At 67.3% G+C, this 15,032-nt stretch carries 15 protein-coding genes; 11 read left to right on the forward strand and 4 right to left on the reverse strand.

Going from position 1 to position 15,032, the window contains the following annotated elements:
• Window positions 1–30: 30 nt before the first annotated feature.
• Window positions 31–1,641: an extracellular solute-binding protein gene (locus tag J3P31_RS09900; RefSeq protein ID WP_210528269.1), complete on the reverse strand. Its 1,611-nt coding sequence runs from the start codon at window positions 1,639–1,641 to the stop codon at window positions 31–33.
• Between the two features lie 405 nt (window positions 1,642–2,046).
• On the opposite strand from J3P31_RS09900, the gene J3P31_RS09905 reads away from it, so the two are divergent.
• A complete protein-coding gene (locus J3P31_RS09905) occupies window positions 2,047–3,066 on the forward strand; it encodes a LacI family DNA-binding transcriptional regulator (RefSeq protein ID WP_210528270.1) in 1,020 nt (339 codons plus the stop codon).
• Between the two features lie 22 nt (window positions 3,067–3,088).
• On the opposite strand, the gene J3P31_RS09910 is transcribed toward J3P31_RS09905, so the two are convergent.
• Window positions 3,089–3,316: a hypothetical protein gene (locus tag J3P31_RS09910; protein ID WP_210528271.1), complete on the reverse strand. Its 228-nt coding sequence runs from the start codon at window positions 3,314–3,316 to the stop codon at window positions 3,089–3,091.
• Between the two features lie 283 nt (window positions 3,317–3,599).
• Here J3P31_RS09910 and J3P31_RS09915 point away from each other — a divergent pair, with 283 nt between their 5' ends.
• The 3 genes from J3P31_RS09915 to J3P31_RS09925 all read left to right on the forward strand — a co-directional run bounded on the left by J3P31_RS09915 (window position 3,600) and on the right by J3P31_RS09925 (window position 5,766).
• The gene (locus J3P31_RS09915) at window positions 3,600–4,637 is read left to right on the forward strand and encodes an NAD(P)-dependent alcohol dehydrogenase (RefSeq protein ID WP_210528272.1); all 1,038 of its coding nucleotides are present in this window, start codon (window positions 3,600–3,602) and stop codon (window positions 4,635–4,637) included.
• 7 nt (window positions 4,638–4,644) lie between these two features.
• Window positions 4,645–4,962, forward strand: a complete 318-nt coding sequence (locus tag J3P31_RS09920) for a DUF1989 domain-containing protein (protein ID WP_210528273.1) — start codon at window positions 4,645–4,647, stop codon at window positions 4,960–4,962.
• Between the two features lie 81 nt (window positions 4,963–5,043).
• Window positions 5,044–5,766: a transporter substrate-binding domain-containing protein gene (locus J3P31_RS09925; RefSeq protein WP_210528274.1), complete on the forward strand. Its 723-nt coding sequence runs from the start codon at window positions 5,044–5,046 to the stop codon at window positions 5,764–5,766.
• Between the two features lie 38 nt (window positions 5,767–5,804).
• Here J3P31_RS09925 and J3P31_RS09930 read toward each other — a convergent pair whose 3' ends face one another.
• Window positions 5,805–6,878 (reverse strand): NAD(P)/FAD-dependent oxidoreductase, encoded by a 1,074-nt coding sequence (locus tag J3P31_RS09930; protein ID WP_210528275.1) that lies wholly within the window; start codon window positions 6,876–6,878, stop codon window positions 5,805–5,807.
• A gap of 257 nt (window positions 6,879–7,135) precedes the next feature.
• On the opposite strand from J3P31_RS09930, the gene J3P31_RS09935 reads away from it, so the two are divergent.
• Window positions 7,136–7,420 carry a DUF6812 domain-containing protein gene (locus J3P31_RS09935; protein WP_210528276.1) on the forward strand — a complete coding sequence of 95 codons (285 nt, stop codon included), beginning with the start codon at window positions 7,136–7,138 and terminating at the stop codon, window positions 7,418–7,420.
• 229 nt (window positions 7,421–7,649) lie between these two features.
• Here the strand turns inward: J3P31_RS09935 and J3P31_RS09940 are convergent, their stop codons facing one another.
• Window positions 7,650–8,249: a L,D-transpeptidase gene (locus tag J3P31_RS09940; RefSeq protein ID WP_210528277.1), complete on the reverse strand. Its 600-nt coding sequence runs from the start codon at window positions 8,247–8,249 to the stop codon at window positions 7,650–7,652.
• A 242-nt stretch (window positions 8,250–8,491) separates the two neighbouring features.
• Between J3P31_RS09940 and J3P31_RS09945 the strand changes: the two genes are divergently transcribed.
• The 6 genes from J3P31_RS09945 to J3P31_RS09970 all read left to right on the forward strand — a co-directional run bounded on the left by J3P31_RS09945 (window position 8,492) and on the right by J3P31_RS09970 (window position 15,032).
• Complete coding sequence (locus tag J3P31_RS09945; protein WP_210528278.1) at window positions 8,492–9,169, forward strand: helix-turn-helix domain-containing protein; 678 nt, start codon at window positions 8,492–8,494, stop codon at window positions 9,167–9,169.
• 90 nt (window positions 9,170–9,259) lie between these two features.
• On the forward strand, window positions 9,260–10,156 hold the full coding sequence (locus J3P31_RS09950; RefSeq protein WP_210528279.1) for a class II glutamine amidotransferase: 897 nt from the start codon (window positions 9,260–9,262) through the stop codon (window positions 10,154–10,156).
• Window positions 10,156–10,890: a GltB/FmdC/FwdC-like GXGXG domain-containing protein gene (locus tag J3P31_RS09955; protein ID WP_210528280.1), complete on the forward strand. Its 735-nt coding sequence runs from the start codon at window positions 10,156–10,158 to the stop codon at window positions 10,888–10,890. The genes J3P31_RS09950 and J3P31_RS09955 overlap by 1 nt, the downstream gene beginning before the upstream one ends.
• A 10-nt stretch (window positions 10,891–10,900) precedes the next feature.
• Window positions 10,901–12,226, forward strand: coding sequence for an FMN-binding glutamate synthase family protein (locus tag J3P31_RS09960; protein WP_368373056.1), 1,326 nt, complete (start codon window positions 10,901–10,903; stop codon window positions 12,224–12,226).
• A 54-nt stretch (window positions 12,227–12,280) separates the two neighbouring features.
• Window positions 12,281–13,633: a type III glutamate--ammonia ligase gene (glnT, locus tag J3P31_RS09965; RefSeq protein ID WP_368373057.1), complete on the forward strand. Its 1,353-nt coding sequence runs from the start codon at window positions 12,281–12,283 to the stop codon at window positions 13,631–13,633.
• A 148-nt stretch (window positions 13,634–13,781) separates the two neighbouring features.
• Entirely contained in the window at window positions 13,782–15,032 is a 1,251-nt protein-coding gene (locus tag J3P31_RS09970) for a sarcosine oxidase subunit beta family protein (RefSeq protein ID WP_210528282.1), read from the forward strand.

Consider the following 15,032-nt stretch of genomic DNA (forward strand, 5'->3'; position numbering starts at 1 on the left):
GCCGGAACCCCGCCCCCAGGCCGGGAGAAATCAGTTCATCGCGTCGATGGTCGTGGGCCAGGCGGCCTTGGCCTTCTGGATGGCGTCCACGACCTTGTCCTCGCCTGTCCGCCGGACGATCCGGGTCCATTCGGATTCGACGTCCTCCATCGCCTGCTCGGGTGTCTTCTCGCCCGTCAGCGCGGCCATGAGGCTTTCATCCAGCGCGTTGTGGAAGGCGGTCGCGCCCGGATAGTTGATCGTCGGCACCGTGCGGGCCACCGTCTCGCGCAGGACCTTCACATGGTATTCGTGATAGGTCTCGTTCACGAGGGGATCGTTGAAGTCCGACAGCCGGAACGGATCGAGGTAGCCGCCCGGGTTGGCCGACATCCACGCGTAGATGCGCGCCGAACCGAGCCATTGCAGCAGGAGGTAGGCCGCCTCGGGCGCCTCGCTCTGGGCGCTCACCATCCCGGTGAGCGAATACCAGAGCACGGACCGGCTGTTGATCCCGCCCTCGACCTGCCGGCCCGGGGGCAGCATGGAGCCGATCTTGCCGGTGACGGTGCTGCCGGCGTTGCCTGGATTGTCGAGGAACTTGGGCAGGTTGGAGAAGGCGCAGGTCATCGCCGCCCCGCCCGAGCCAAAATTGCCGTACTGCTCGGGCCAGCCCCAGGAGATAGCGTCCGGCGAATGATGCGCGAGCGAGTCGACATACTCGCGCGTCGCCTGCACGCCCTGCGCGCCGTTGATCAGCGGCGAGCCGTCATCCCCGAACAGGAACTGGTTGGGGGCCGCCATGCTCACGTAGCGCTGGTACCAGTTGGTGTAGCCCCAGCCCTGGTTCCTGAGGTCGGTCGAGCCGAAGAGCCCCTTGTCCGGCCGGTGGAAGAACGCGGCGACCTGCGCATGGTCGTCCCAGGTCAGCGGCACGCCCAGGGGGCGCCCATGCTGCTGCTCGAAGGCGGCCTGCTCGGCCGGATCCTCGAACAGATCCTTGCGGTAGACCCAGGTCTGGAAGTCGCCGTCCAGCGAGACCCCATAGGTCGAGCCGCGATACTGGTTGAGAAGGGCCACGCCTTGCGAGCCGCCAACATAGCCGTCCTCGGGGTCGTCCCACTCGGGACGGTGGGCCGCCACGAACTCGTCCAGATTGGCGATGCCGCCGGATTCCGCGAGGTCGCCCAAGCGGTTCCATTCGACCGAGTAGATGTCGTAGCCGCCGCCGCTCGTGGAGATGTCCTGCATCACCTTCGTGAACTCCTGCCCGTTCGGCAGGCCCACGATCTCGATCGGGATCCCGGTCTCCCGCTCCCACACCTCCTTGACGGACGGCGCCCCCGCCGGGAACGGCTGCGTGAGCTGGCCGATGGACCCGTCCGACAGCCCCAGGACGATGCGCGCCGGGGCCGACCCGTTGGCCTTCATGGCCTTCGCGGCTTCGATCGCGCGGCCCTCGGGCGTATCGGGGCCGTACTGGTAGCGCTCGGCTCCGGGGAACCCCGTTGGCCCGCCGATCATGCCGGGGGCGAGGGCGCCGTCCTGGGCCCAGGCGGGCCGGATGAACCGCGGGGCGATGCCGACGGCCGCTCCGTATACGCCGAACGTGAAGCCGGACTTCAACAGCCCTCTCCGGCTGAGGCCGTTCTGTTTGGCCATGACTCCTCCCTGGAATCCGGGGTCTCGTTGTTGTCGCGCCCCATGAGTGATGTTTTCTGATGTGGGTGGCCGCTCTGTCAATCAATTCTTGCGGTCAGGCGTGATTGATTTGATGATGCACTGAACAAGGCAGCTGGCGGGAGGCCGAGCGTCGCGCCAACCGGCCGGCCCCATGGTCCGGGCAGTCCTGACGCCTCCCTGGATGAGGGTTCGGGATGCAACGTGGCGCCTCGAGAGCGGGAGGAGCGAAGTTTGAGCCGAGTGGCCGGCAGGGAACCTCAGAATACATCAACCGCCAAAGGGGGTGGTCATGGGCTTGACCTGCCTGCGGCATCGCCTCAGGGACGACGCGCGGGGCTGAGGGAACGGCCCGCCACGGATCTGCAAGGGAGTGGCCCGGCCGTCATGCGCGTGACATTGCTCGATCTGGCTCGGGAAGCGGGCGTATCCTCCGCGACAGTCGACCGGGTGCTGAACAATCGCCAGGGGGTGCATCCGCGCACCCGGGAGATCGTGCTCTCCACGGCGCGGCGGATCGGCTATCTCGCGGAGGAGATGGAGGCGCCCGAGGCGACGGCCCGCCCCATCCGCTTGGCCTTCGTGCTGCCGGCCGGGACGAACGCCTTCATCGAAGCGCTCCGGGCGCAGATCGTGGCCCAGGCGGCCGAACGCCCGGGCGTGGAGGTCGAGGTCGAGACGATCGACGACTTCAACGCCGAGACGTTCGCCCGACGGCTCTCGGACCTGCCCGATCACTTCGACGGGGTCGGGGTCGTGGCGCTGGACCACCCCTTCGTCCGCCAGGCCATGAGGAGCCTGACCCAGCGCGGGACTCAGGTCGTGACGCTGGTGTCGGATGTGCAGGGCGTTCCGCGCGTCGCCTACGTGGGCACCGACAACCGTCAGGCCGGACGCTTGGCCGGATACGTGATGGGCCGGCTTGTCGGTCCGAAGTCGGGCGCGAAGGTCGCGTTCTTTGCCGGGTTCCGCGCCTATCGGGGGCACGAGGAGCGCGAGATGGGGTTCCGCAGCGTCCTGGCCGAGGATTTCCCCGGCCTGCGGCTCGTTGAACCGCGCGAGACGATGGACGACGGCGAACGGGCGCACGACATCGCGCTTGCGCTGCTCGATGCGCATCCCGATCTCGCGGGGATCTACAATTCCGGCGCGGGGAACGCCGGCCTTGCACGGGCGCTGCGGGAGCGCGGCGTCGCCGGGAAGGTCCTCCTGATCGGTCACGAGGCCACGGAGGAGAACAAGCGGCTTGTCCTTGAGGGTGTGATGGACGCCGTCATCGACCAGAACCCCCGTGTCGAGGCCCGGGAAGCGCTGAACGCCCTCACGTCGGCCGCCGCGGGCAAGCCCTACACGGTCGTTCCCCCGCGTCTCATGATCGTGTTCCGGGAAAACCTGCCCGACGACTGAGCCCTGCCGGATCGGGGCGGGTCTAGTCCGGAACCTTCTCGAAGACCGTCTCGGGCAGACCAGGAGGCAGCCAGGTGCCGTCGAAGGCCACGGTGACACGGAAGTCGGGCGTGCCGTCGTCGATGAGATCGATGACCTCGCCGGTCCGATCCCGCAGGTTGAAGTGCTGCGCCCATGTCGATGTGCCTCGGGCCAGTCGCACCTTGTCCCCGAGTTGCAGCCTCCGGGGCCGGGGTTGCCGTATGATCATGCGGGTCCTCCTCTGCGTCCGACCCTGCCATGCGCGCCCGTCGCAGCGGGCCGCCTTGCCGCGTTCTGTCCGGCAAGGCTGCGCCAGTCGCCCGGACCGGGTGCAGGGATGCGTCCCGATGCTGATCTCCTGGGCGGAGTCGGGACGGCGACCTGGGCTTCGGTCGGGCGGCGCAAGCGGACCGAACTGTTCGCAAATCCGCCGCGCGCCAGCCGGACCATGGACGGCAGCGGCGTGATCTGTTCAATCACATCTGGAACCAACACGAGTCATGGGGGTGGCGATGAAGGCGCTGGTACTTGAGGAGAAGGGCAGGCTGGCCCTTCGCGACATCGAACTGGATGACACGCTCGGCCCCGATGACGTGCGGATCGCGATCCACACGGTCGGCGTCTGCGGCAGCGACGTGCACTACTACACCCACGGTGCGATCGGACCCTTCGTGGTCCGCGCGCCCATGGTCCTGGGCCACGAGGCTTCGGGCACGGTCGTCGAGGTCGGGTCCAACGTCCGCCATCTCAAGGCGGGCGATCGCGTGGCGATGGAGCCGGGGATCCCCGACGCGAACTCCCGCGCGTCCCGGCTGGGCATGTACAACGTCGACCCGGCGGTGCGCTTCTGGGCGACGCCGCCGGTCCATGGCGTGCTGGCCCCGACGGTCGTTCACCCCGCCGCCTTCACGTTCAAGATCCCGGACAACGTCAGCTTTGCCGAGGCCGCGATGGTGGAGCCCTTCGCGGTCGGCATGCAGGCCGCCGTCAAGGCGCGGATCACGCCCGGCGACGTCGCCGTCGTCACGGGGGCGGGCACCATCGGCCTGATGGTCGCGCTGGCTGCCCTGGCGGGAGGATGCAGCAAGGTCATCATCTCGGACGTGCACCAGCCGAAGCTCGACCTCGCGGGGTCGTACCCCAACATCGTTCCCGTGAACGTCGCCCAGGGCAGCCTGGTCGAGGCAGTCTCGCGCGAGACGGATGGCTGGGGCGCCGACGTGGTGTTCGAGGCGAGCGGCAGCCCCAGGGCGATCGCCGGGCTCGTGGATCTCGCGGCACCCGGCGGCACGCTGGTCATCGTCGGCATCCCGGTCGAGCCGCATCAGCTCGATCTGGCCGCCGCGATCGGGAAGGAGCTCGAGATCCGGACGGTCTTCCGCTACGCGAACGTCTTCGACCGGGCGCTGAACCTGATCGCGTCCGGCAAGGTGGATCTCAAGCCGCTGATCACCGAGACCTTTTCCTTCGATCGCAGCATCGAAGCGTTTGATCGTGCCGCCGAAGGGCGCCCGGCGGACGTCAAGCTCCAGATCCAGGTCGGGGCCTGAGCCGACCATGCCCCGCCGGCGATCACGTCGCGCGGGGCACTTCGCCACCAGGCAGGCCAGGGCTGGCCTGCAAGGAGCCGACCTCTTGACGACCGATCCGGGAACCGTGCCAGCGCGCCGCAGCCGCGCCGCAAGGCTTTCGGCCGGGCAGGCGCTGCGAATCGTCAACACGCATGGCCAGCAGGTGGTGGACACCCTCCGCAGGACATGGTCCCGATCAACGGAGCGGCGTGCCAGCCGACCGAGGTTCATTTCCAGGTTCTGGACTGACTGGCGCCGCACGGGCCAGGCATGCCCGCCGATGAACCTCTTCGGTCCGCCCTGAACCCAGAGCAGCGCTTGTGATTGTTCGCTCCAGGCCGTTTGATGCACCGCATATGGCATCATCCGAACTAGGAGACCGAAGATGAGAACCCTGACCCTCGCCGCCGCCCTGGCGGTCGCTGCTGGCGCGGCGGCTGCGCAGGACGTCGTCCGCATGGGCACCGAGGGCGCTTACCCTCCCTACAACTTCATCAACGACCAGGGCGAGGTCGACGGCTTCGAGGTCGAGCTCGGCAACGAGCTTTGCGCCCGCGCCCAGCTGACCTGCCAGTGGGTCACCAACGAATGGGATTCCATCATCCCCAACCTGGTGTCCGGCAACTACGACACCATCATGGCGGGCATGAGCATCACGGACGAGCGTGACGAGGTCATCGACTTCACGCAGGACTACATCCCGCCCACGCCGTCGAGCTATGTCGGCCTCTCGGCGGACGTCGACGTGACCTCCGGCACGATCGCCGTGCAGACCTCGACCCTCCAGGCCAGCCATGTCGCCGAGACGGGCGCGACCCTCCTCGAATTCGCCACGCAGGACGAGACGATTGCGGCCGTCCAGAACGGCGAAGCCGACGCGGTGTTCGCCGACACCGACTTCCTCACTCCGATCGTCGACGCCTCGGGCGGAGAGCTCAGCTTCATCGGCGATCCGGTTCCGCTTGGCGGCGGGATCGGCATGGGCGTGCGGGAGAGCGACACCGAGCTGAAGCAGAAGTTCAACGACGCGATCACCTCGATGAAGGAGGATGGGTCGCTGAATGCCCTGCTGACCAAATGGTTCGGCGACAAAGAGCAGGGATACTGAGGACGGGCGGGCGGGGCCATGCGCCCCGCCCGACCCGATCATGGGGCAAAGCGGTCCAGCCCGAAGCCGTCGGCGATGGGATCGCGCCGCCCGGTCAGGATCTCCTCGGCCACGATGCGTCCGATCACCGGCGCAAGCGTCACGCCCGAATGGGTCACCGCGACATGCAGCCCGGGCGCCGCTGGGCCGATTATGGAAAGGCCGTCGCTCGGCACGGGGCGGTGGCCGATGGTGTAGCCGTGCAGCTCCAGACGCTCGCCGCCCTTGACGCCGGCGCGGATGGCGTCGAGGAGCGCCGCGGCAACCGCATCCGGGTCGGTGCCGGGATCGCTGCCCGCGTAGTGACCCGACCCGAGCAGGCGGCCATCCCGCAACTGACGCAGCTCCAGCCCCGGCCCGACCACCAGCCCGTTGAGGAGCGGCGGCACCGGCTTGGTGGACACCAGGAGCCCGGCGGGGTCATCCACCGGCACCCGGACCCCGACCTGAGCGGCCAGCGTCGCGGTCGTGGCGCCAGTGGCGAGAACGACCTGATCGCCACGAATCTCCAAGCCATCGGCGAGCCTGACACCCACGACCTGCCCGGATTCCGACAGGATCCGATCGACCGGCTGGCCCGAGATCACCCGGGCTCCACGACGCTCGGCGTCGGCAAGGATGGCCATCGTCGCTTCGAGGGGCTCGATCGCGCCTTCGGCGGGCGAGTGGGCGGCGATCCGGGGCGGGTTGGACAGGGCGGGCTCCAGGGCCGCCACCTCGTCGGCTTCGACCAGACGGATGTCATAGCCCTGGGCGGCGCGTTCCGCCACGAAGGCGCGCAGCTCCGCATCCGGCAGATCCCAGACGAGGCCACCGCACCAGTTCACATCCAGCCCTGGGACTTCGGGCTGGAGGGTGCGCCATTCCGCCATGGATTGCATGCGGAGGCGGATGTAGGGCTCGGGGTGACCCCAGCTCGCGTTGATCCAGGCCCAGGACCGAGGGGTCGCGAGGCCGCCACGCTCGGCCCCTTCGACGACGGTCACGCGCGCGCCGCCCCGTGCCAGGTGCCATGCGACCGACGCGCCGATGATCCCGCCACCGACGACGATGACATGAGGATTCGCTTCCAAGCTCCCGCTCCCTCTGCTGATCACGCAGGGCTATGGCCGACGTTGTGGAGATCGGCAAGGTATCCAGGCCCGTCCTCGGGCCGAGGAGGGAACGGGCCGGGCCGCCGTGCCGCCCTGCGTCCGTTGCTGGAAGAAACCGTTAACCCTGATCCCGTAGCGTCCCGGTCAGGAGCGCTGCGGACACCCCGGGTTGCCATGACCCGACAGGGCGGCAGGAGGTTCGGCGACTCCCTGGCACCAACCCTCGGCAGGAGAACATGGAGCACCACCTGAAGCAGCAAAGGTACGGGATCCCCCTTCGGATCCTGCTTTCCAACGGAGAGGAGTTGCTGGGCCTCGTCTACGTCCAGTGGGGTCAGCGGGTCCGCGACCTGCTGGCCGAGGGGGATCCCTTCCTCCCGTTCCGGAGCAGGTCCGGAACGCACCTGATCAACAAGGCCAGCCTCATCCGCGTCGATCTTCTGACGCTCGAGCAGATCCTGGACCGCCTGGACGAGTTTCCGGAGGTGGACCTCGACTACCTCGGTCACGGCCAATGGTGAGCGGACCCTGCCCGGAGCGGGACCGGACGACTGAGCGGGGCCTGGGGGGCGCAGGTCCACCCCGATCCATTCGGTGCAGGAAGTTTCGTCCCCATGGCGCGTCCGATCGCTGCTCGATCGAACAACACGTCACGAGTTCAGCGGTCCGGTGCAGTCGGGATCGGCCTGGATCGCCCGGGCGCAGGGCTTGGACGGCCCAAGACCCGGACCCCGCCGACTGTCTCTGGTCTCACCCGGCCAGCGGATCGCTCTTCGGGTAAAGGAACACCAGCGTGTCCGCCGGCACTCGGCTATACAGGTCGATGATGTCCGCGTTGATGAGCCGCGTGCATCCGTTCGACACCGCCGCGCCGATGGTCTGCGGGGCGTTCGTTCCGTGGATGCGCATGAAGGTATCGCCCCGGTCAGCCGTAAAGAGATACAGCGCCCGGGCGCCAAGTGGATTGTCCGGCCCGCCCGGCATCCCTTTTTCGGCATAGGGCTCGTAAAGCTCCGGCTCGCGCTCGACCATGTCGGGCGTGGGCGTCCACGAGGGCCATTCCTTCTTGGCGCCGACATAGTAGACGCCCGGCTCATAGAGCCCCGGTCGGCCGATCCCGCACGAGTAGCGGATGGCCGTCTGGTCAGGGAGCGTCCAGTACAGCGCGAAACGGTTCGGGTCCACATGAACCTGACCGGCCGGAACGCCAGCCTGGATGGGGACGATCCGGGGCTGCAACTCGGGCGCAAGGATCTGTGCCACCGCAATCTCGTCCTGCGCCCAGGCTCCGGTGGCTGCGGCAGCCAAGGTTCCCAGCCCTGTGGCCAGCAGGTGACGGCGTGTCAGCATCGCGCTTGCTCCATCCTTGTGCTCGTGTCCCGTCCGCAACGACCGAAGGGGGCCGGCGGTTCACTGGACGTATGTTCACTTTCGCTCCGCCGGAGGTTCTCCCGTGATGTTTGCCCAGCGCCGTCATGAACTTAGGCCCGAATCCTCGAAGAGGTCGGCCTGCGGCTGGTCGCTTTCGGGTTGCCGCCGCTATCCCATCATGTTTCCTTGCAGGAAAAATCAGGACATAGGACGCTCAGCATATGTCGGACAACATCGACGACCCGATCGGATCGACATCGCCCCGGATCTCCCGTCAGAAACCGTCGCTCAATCAGGACCCGCATCGGATCCGCGAGATCGCCGACCGGAACCTTGAAAGTGCGATCGGCCGCGAAGTCCGCGCCTACCGCCGCCAGCAAGGGATGACGGTGGCCGATCTCGCCACTGCGACAGGTCTCTCGATAGGGATGCTCAGCAAGATCGAGAACGGGCAGACCTCGCCGTCGCTCGCCACGTTGCAGGCCCTAAGCCATGCACTTTCGGCGCCCATCACCGCCTTCTTCCGTGGCTTCGAGGAGCGGCGCGAGGTCCAGCACGTGAAGGCCGGCGAGCACATCGAGATCGAACGTCGGGGGACCCGGGCCGGACACCAGTATCATCTGCTGGGGCATATCGGCTCGAATGCAGCGGGAGTCGTAGTGGAGCCGTACCTCATCACGCTGACCGAGGAGTCGGACGTCTTTCCGACCTTCCAGCACGACGGGATCGAACTCCTCTACATGCTGGAGGGGGAGGTGACCTACCGGCATGGCGACCAGCTGTTCCACCTTCGGCCTGGGGACAGCCTGCTGTTCGACGCCGACGCGCAGCACGGCCCGGAAATCCTCGAAAAGCTCCCGGCCCGGTACCTGTCCATCATCTCCTACCCCCAGCCATGATTGCCCGGAGGTGAAAACTTATTCCTGAGGGTTGATATGACGGTCTGATCGGAGTAGCCATTTGCCGTGAGTTGCACGGAGGCGAATGGCATGTGCGGAATCGTGGGCCTGTTCCTGAAGGACCCAACACTTGAGCCGCAGCTCGGGGCGATGCTCGCCGAGATGCTGGCGACGATGACGGACCGCGGCCCCGACAGCGCCGGCATCGCGATCTACCGCCGTGCCCGGGATGGCCGTGCCAAGCTGACCGTGCAGTCGCCCGATCCGGCAAGCGACTTCGACGGCCTGCAGGCGGACCTCGAGCAAGCGGTTGGTGCCCCGGTTCAGGTCGCGGTCAAGGACACTCACGCCGTCATCGACGTTCCGGACGACCGGCTCAACTCGACTAGGGCTGCGGTCCGGGCGCTCCGTCCCGCCGTTCGGATCATGAGCGCCGGGGAAGGGATCGAGATCTACAAGGAAGTGGGTCTGCCCAAGGACGTGGCCGCCCGTTTCGAGATCGCCTCCATGGCCGGGACGCATGGCATCGGCCACACGCGCATGGCCACCGAATCCGCTGTGACGACGGCGGGCGCGCATCCGTTCTCCACCGGTCCGGACCAGTGCCTGGTCCACAACGGCTCGCTGTCCAACCACAACGCCGTCCGCCGCAGCCTGAAGCGCGATGGCATGGCCTTCGAGACCGAGAACGACACCGAGGTCGCGGCAGCGTTCCTGTCCCACAAGATCAGGAATGGATCCGGCCTGGGCGAGGCGATGGAGGCCACGCTCACCGATCTGGATGGCTTCTTCACCTTTGTCGTGGGCACCAGGAACGGCTTCGGCGTGGTGCGCGATCCGATCGCCTGCAAGCCTGCAGTGATGGCCGAAACCGACCAGTACGTCGCTTTCGGGTCCGAATACCGTGCGATGGTGTCCCTTCCGGGCATCGAAGCCGCCCGCGTCTGGGAGCCCGAGCCCGCCACCGTCTACTTTTGGGAACGCTGATGCTGCACACCGCGACCATCGCCCGCTCTGACCTGGACCGTCCCCGCCAGACCTTCGATCTCGCTGCCCAAGGGCTCCGGGCCCTCAACGAGATGCTCCACCAGCTCAGGGGTCAGACGAACGAGACGGCCTGGGAAATCGTCAACACCAAGGGGTCGCATGCGATCGCCGTAGGGGTGGACGCCCCGATCGACATCATCGTGCGGGGCACCACCGGCTACTACTGCGCCGGCATGAACAAGCAGGCCACGATCCGCGTCGACGGCTCGGCCGGACCGGGCGTCGCCGAGAACATGATGTCCGGCACCGTCATCGTGGAAGGCGACGCGTCGCAATACGCGGGCGCCACCGGGCGAGGGGGGCTGCTCGTCATCAAGGGCAACGCCTCATCGCGCTGCGGCATCTCGATGAAGGGCATCGACATCGTCGTTCACGGCAACATCGGCCACATGTCCGCCTTCATGGCCCAGTCCGGCAACCTGGTGGTGCTGGGGGATGCGGGCGAGGCGCTGGGCGACTCGCTCTATGAGGCGCGGCTCTTCGTGCGCGGCCAGGTGAAGAGCCTCGGGGCCGACTGCATCGAGAAGGAGATGCGGCCCGAGCATTACGAGGTCCTCGAAACGCTTCTGCAACGGGGCGAGGCGGATGCGACGGCGGATCCCTCGCAGTTCCGCCGCTACGGCTCGGCCCGCAAGCTTTACAACTTCAACATCGACAACGCGTCGTCCTACTGAGGCTCCGCCCGTGACCGAGTTCCTGCGCACGCCCCCGCGGTTCTCCGCGACGTTCTCCAACGACGCCAACGCCGAGATCCGCCGCGCGGCGGCGACCGGCATCTATGACATCCGCGGCGGCGGCTCGAAGCGGAAGCTGCCGCACTTCGACGACCTGCTGTTCCTGGGCGCCTCAATTTCCCGCTATCCCTTGGAAGGCTACCGCGAGAAGTGCTCGACCGACGTCTGGCTGGGCACCCGCCACGCCAAGAAGCCGATCCACCTCGACATCCCCGTGACCATCGCGGGGATGAGCTTCGGGGCGCTCTCGGGCCCCGCCAAGGAAGCGCTGGGGCGCGGCGCGACCGAAGCGGGCACCTCGACCACCACCGGCGACGGCGGCATGACCGAGGAGGAGCGGGGGCACTCCAAGACGCTGGTGTACCAGTACCTGCCCTCGCGCTACGGCATGAACCCCGACGACCTGCGCCGTGCCGATGCCATCGAAATCGTCGTGGGGCAGGGCGCCAAGCCTGGCGGCGGCGGGATGCTGCTGGGACAGAAGATCAGCGACCGCGTGGCCGAGATGCGCAACCTCCCCAAGGGGATCGACCAGCGCTCGGCCTGCCGGCACCCGGACTGGACAGGGCCCGACGACCTCGAGATCAAGATCCTTGAGTTGCGCGAGATCACCGACTGGGAGAAGCCCATCTACGTCAAGGTGGGCGGCGCGCGGCCCTATTACGACACCGCGCTGGCGGTGAAGGCCGGGGCGGACGTCGTCGTCGTGGACGGGATGCAGGGCGGCACCGCTGCCACGCAGGACGTCTTCATCGAGCATGTGGGCATGCCGACGCTGGCCTGCATCCCGCAGGCGGTGAAGGCCCTTCAGGACCTCGGGATGCATCGCGAGGTGCAGCTCATCGTCTCGGGTGGCATTCGCAGCGGTGCGGACGTCGCCAAGGCTCTGGCGCTGGGCGCGGACGCGGTCGCGATCGGGTCGGCGGCGCTCGTGGCCTTGGGAGACAACGATCCCTCTCTGGAAGAGGAATACCGCAAGCTGGGCACCACGGCCGGGGCCTATGACGACTGGCACGAGGGCCGCGATCCCGCCGGCATCACCACCCAGGATCCGGAGCTTTACGGTCGCTTCGATCCGATCCTGGGGGGGCGGCGGCTCAGGAACTACCTCAAGGTGATGACGCTGGAGGCACAGACCATCGCGCGCGCCTGCGGCAAGTCGCACCTCCACAACCTCGAGCCCGAGGACCTGTGCGCGCTGACCATCGAGGCGGCCGCCATGGCGGGCGTCCCCCTGGCAGGAACGAACTGGATCCCCGGCCGGACCGGGATGTGAACCGAACGGTCCCCGGATCAACCGGGGCCTTGCACCAAGACAGGGAGACGCAACGTGGCGCAGGACATTCACCGGGGCCCCTGGGAAGGACAGAGCGGCGAGGTTCAGGATCTGGCCGAGTTTGCCAGGGCCAACGGTGTCAAGTACTTCATGATTTCCTACACCGACCTGTTCGGCGGGCAGCGGGCCAAGCTGGTGCCCGCACAGGCCATCGCCGACATGTCGGTGGACGGGGCGGGCTTCGCGGGCTTCGCGACCTGGCTCGACCTGACACCGGCGCATGCCGATCTCATGGCCATTCCCGATCCGTCCTCGGTCATCCAGCTGCCGTGGAAGCCCGAGGTCGCCTGGGTCGCCGCGACCGCGACCATGGAAGGCGAGCTGGTCGAGCAGGCCCCGCGCAACGTCCTCAAGAAGCTCATCGCCGAGGCCGCCAAGGAAGGCCTGCGCGTGAAGACGGGGGTCGAGCCTGAGTTCTTCCTGCTCAACGCCGATGGGTCGCAGGTGTCGGATCCCTACGACAACGCGGTCAAGCCCTGCTACGACCAGCAGGCGGTGATGCGCCGCTACGATGTGATCGCCGAGGTCTGCGACTACATGCTCCAGCTCGGCTGGGAGGCCTACCAGAACGACCACGAGGATGCGACCGGCCAGTTCGAGATGAACTGGAAGTACGACGACGCCCTCAGGACCGCCGACAAGCATTCCTTCTTCAAGTTCATGATGCGCAGCATTGCCGAGAAGCACGGCCTACGCGCCACATTCATGCCCAAGCCCTTCAAGGGCCTGACCGGATCGGGGTGCCACGCCCACATCTCTGTCTGGGACCTCGATGGACAGAGCAATGCCTTCGCCGACGGGGGCAAGGAACTGGGCCTTTCGGATCGGGGGCGCTGCTTCCTGGGCGGGATCATGAAGCACGCCTCGGCGCTGGCCGCGATCACCAACCCGACGGTGAACAGCTACAAGCGGATCAACGCCCCCCGTACCGTGTCGGGGGCGACCTGGGCGCCCAACACCGTCACGTGGACCGGCAACAATCGGACGCACATGGTGCGGGTGCCGGGTCCGGGGCGGTTCGAGCTTCGGCTGCCGGACGGGGCGGCAAACCCCTATCTCCTGCAGGCGGTGATCATAGCGGCGGGCCTTGATGGGTGCCGCAGCAGCGCCGATCCGGGTCCGCGCCACGACATCGACATGTACACCCAGGGGCACACGGTCAGGGGGGCGCCCAAGCTTCCGCTGAACCTGCTCGATGCGCTGCGCGAGTACGACAAGGACGAGACCCTGAAAGCCATGATGGGCGAGGAATTCTCCAGAGCCTTCCTCAAGCTGAAGCATGACGAATGGAACTCGTACATGGCCCATTTCTCTGGGTGGGAGCGCGACAATACCCTGGACATCTGACCGGTGCGGCCGTGGCAGCGGCGTCGGCCCATGCCGACGGCGCCGCCGGTCAGATGGGGTCGTTCATGATCGTTCCGGGACCGGCAGCGGCATGCAGGTCTGCCGGTTCCGGTTCTTCCAACAGCGCAGCCGAAGGCAAAGACGGACCATGAGATTCTCGGCGTTGCGGGTCTTCCGCGAGGCTTTGACGGGGCACAAGGGATGGACGCCAACCTGGCGCGACCCCGACCCCCAGCCCTCCTATGACATCATCATCGTCGGCGGCGGCGGCCACGGGCTCGCCGCAGCCTACTACCTTGCCAAGGAATTCCGGCGGGCCCGGATCGCGGTTCTCGAGCGCGGCTGGATCGGCGGCGGCAATGTCGGCCGCAACACGACGATCATCCGGTCCAACTACCTCCTGGACGGCAACCAGCCGTTCTACGAGTTCTCGATGAAGCTCTGGGAAGGGCTGGAGCAGGACTTCAATTACAATGCGATGGTCAGCCAGCGCGGGATCCTGAACCTGTTCCACACGGACGCGCAGCGCGACGCCTACACCCGCCGGGGCAATGCCATGATCCTTCATGGCGCCGACGCCGAACTGCTGGACCGGGAGCAGGTGCGGGCCATGTACCCGTTCCTGAACTTCGACCACGCCCGCTTCCCCATCAAGGGCGGCCTGCTCCAGCGCCGCGGTGGGACTGCCCGGCATGATGCGGTGGCCTGGGGCTATGCCCGTGGCGCCGATGAGCATGGCGTCGACATCATCCAGAACTGCGCGGTCACCGGGTTCCGGATCCGGAACGGCCGCGTCCTGGGCGTCGAGACCACGCGCGGCTACATCGGCGCGCTCAAGGTCGGCATCGCCGTCGCGGGCAACTCCTCGACCGTGATGGCGATGGCGGGCCTGCGGCTCCCGATCGAGAGCCATGTGCTCCAGGCCTTCGTGACCGAGGGGCTGAAGCCCGTCATCGACGGCGTCATGACCTTCGGCGCCGGCCATTTCTATGTCAGCCAGTCGGACAAGGGGGGCTTGGTCTTCGGCGGCGACATCGACGGCTACAACTCCTACGCCCAGCGGGGAAACCTGCCCGTGATCGAGGACGTGGCCGAGGGAGGCATGGCGCTCATGCCCATGATCGGCCGGGCGCGGCTGCTGCGGACCTGGGGTGGGATCATGGACATGTCCATGGACGGCTCTCCGTTCATTGACCGCACGCCGGTCGAGGGGCTCTATTTCAACGGCGGCTGGTGCTATGGCGGCTTCAAGGCCACGCCGGCTTCGGGCTACTGCTTCGCGCATCTCATCGCCCGGGACGAGCCTCATCCGACGGCGGTCGCCTACCGGCTCGACCGCTTCCGACGGGGCGCGATGATCGACGAAAAGGGCCAAGGCGCCCAGCCCAACCTGCATTGA

Origin of the sequence: Rubellimicrobium arenae, assembly GCF_017916275.1 — a bacterium.
GTDB classification, from domain to species: Bacteria; Pseudomonadota; Alphaproteobacteria; order Rhodobacterales; family Rhodobacteraceae; genus Rubellimicrobium; species Rubellimicrobium arenae.

Coding starts and splice junctions, on each gene's coding strand:
- J3P31_RS09900 (WP_210528269.1), bottom strand. CDS start 1,641: ATGGCCAAACAGAACGGCCTCAGCCGGAGAGGGCTGTTGAAGTCCGGC.
- J3P31_RS09905 (WP_210528270.1), top strand. CDS start 2,047: ATGCGCGTGACATTGCTCGATCTGGCTCGGGAAGCGGGCGTATCCTCC.
- J3P31_RS09910 (WP_210528271.1), bottom strand. CDS start 3,316: ATGATCATACGGCAACCCCGGCCCCGGAGGCTGCAACTCGGGGACAAG.
- J3P31_RS09915 (WP_210528272.1), top strand. CDS start 3,600: ATGAAGGCGCTGGTACTTGAGGAGAAGGGCAGGCTGGCCCTTCGCGAC.
- J3P31_RS09920 (WP_210528273.1), top strand. CDS start 4,645: ATGCCCCGCCGGCGATCACGTCGCGCGGGGCACTTCGCCACCAGGCAG.
- J3P31_RS09925 (WP_210528274.1), top strand. CDS start 5,044: ATGAGAACCCTGACCCTCGCCGCCGCCCTGGCGGTCGCTGCTGGCGCG.
- J3P31_RS09935 (WP_210528276.1), top strand. CDS start 7,136: ATGGAGCACCACCTGAAGCAGCAAAGGTACGGGATCCCCCTTCGGATC.
- J3P31_RS09940 (WP_210528277.1), bottom strand. CDS start 8,249: ATGCTGACACGCCGTCACCTGCTGGCCACAGGGCTGGGAACCTTGGCT.
- J3P31_RS09945 (WP_210528278.1), top strand. CDS start 8,492: ATGTCGGACAACATCGACGACCCGATCGGATCGACATCGCCCCGGATC.
- J3P31_RS09950 (WP_210528279.1), top strand. CDS start 9,260: ATGTGCGGAATCGTGGGCCTGTTCCTGAAGGACCCAACACTTGAGCCG.
- J3P31_RS09955 (WP_210528280.1), top strand. CDS start 10,156: ATGCTGCACACCGCGACCATCGCCCGCTCTGACCTGGACCGTCCCCGC.
- J3P31_RS09970 (WP_210528282.1), top strand. CDS start 13,782: ATGAGATTCTCGGCGTTGCGGGTCTTCCGCGAGGCTTTGACGGGGCAC.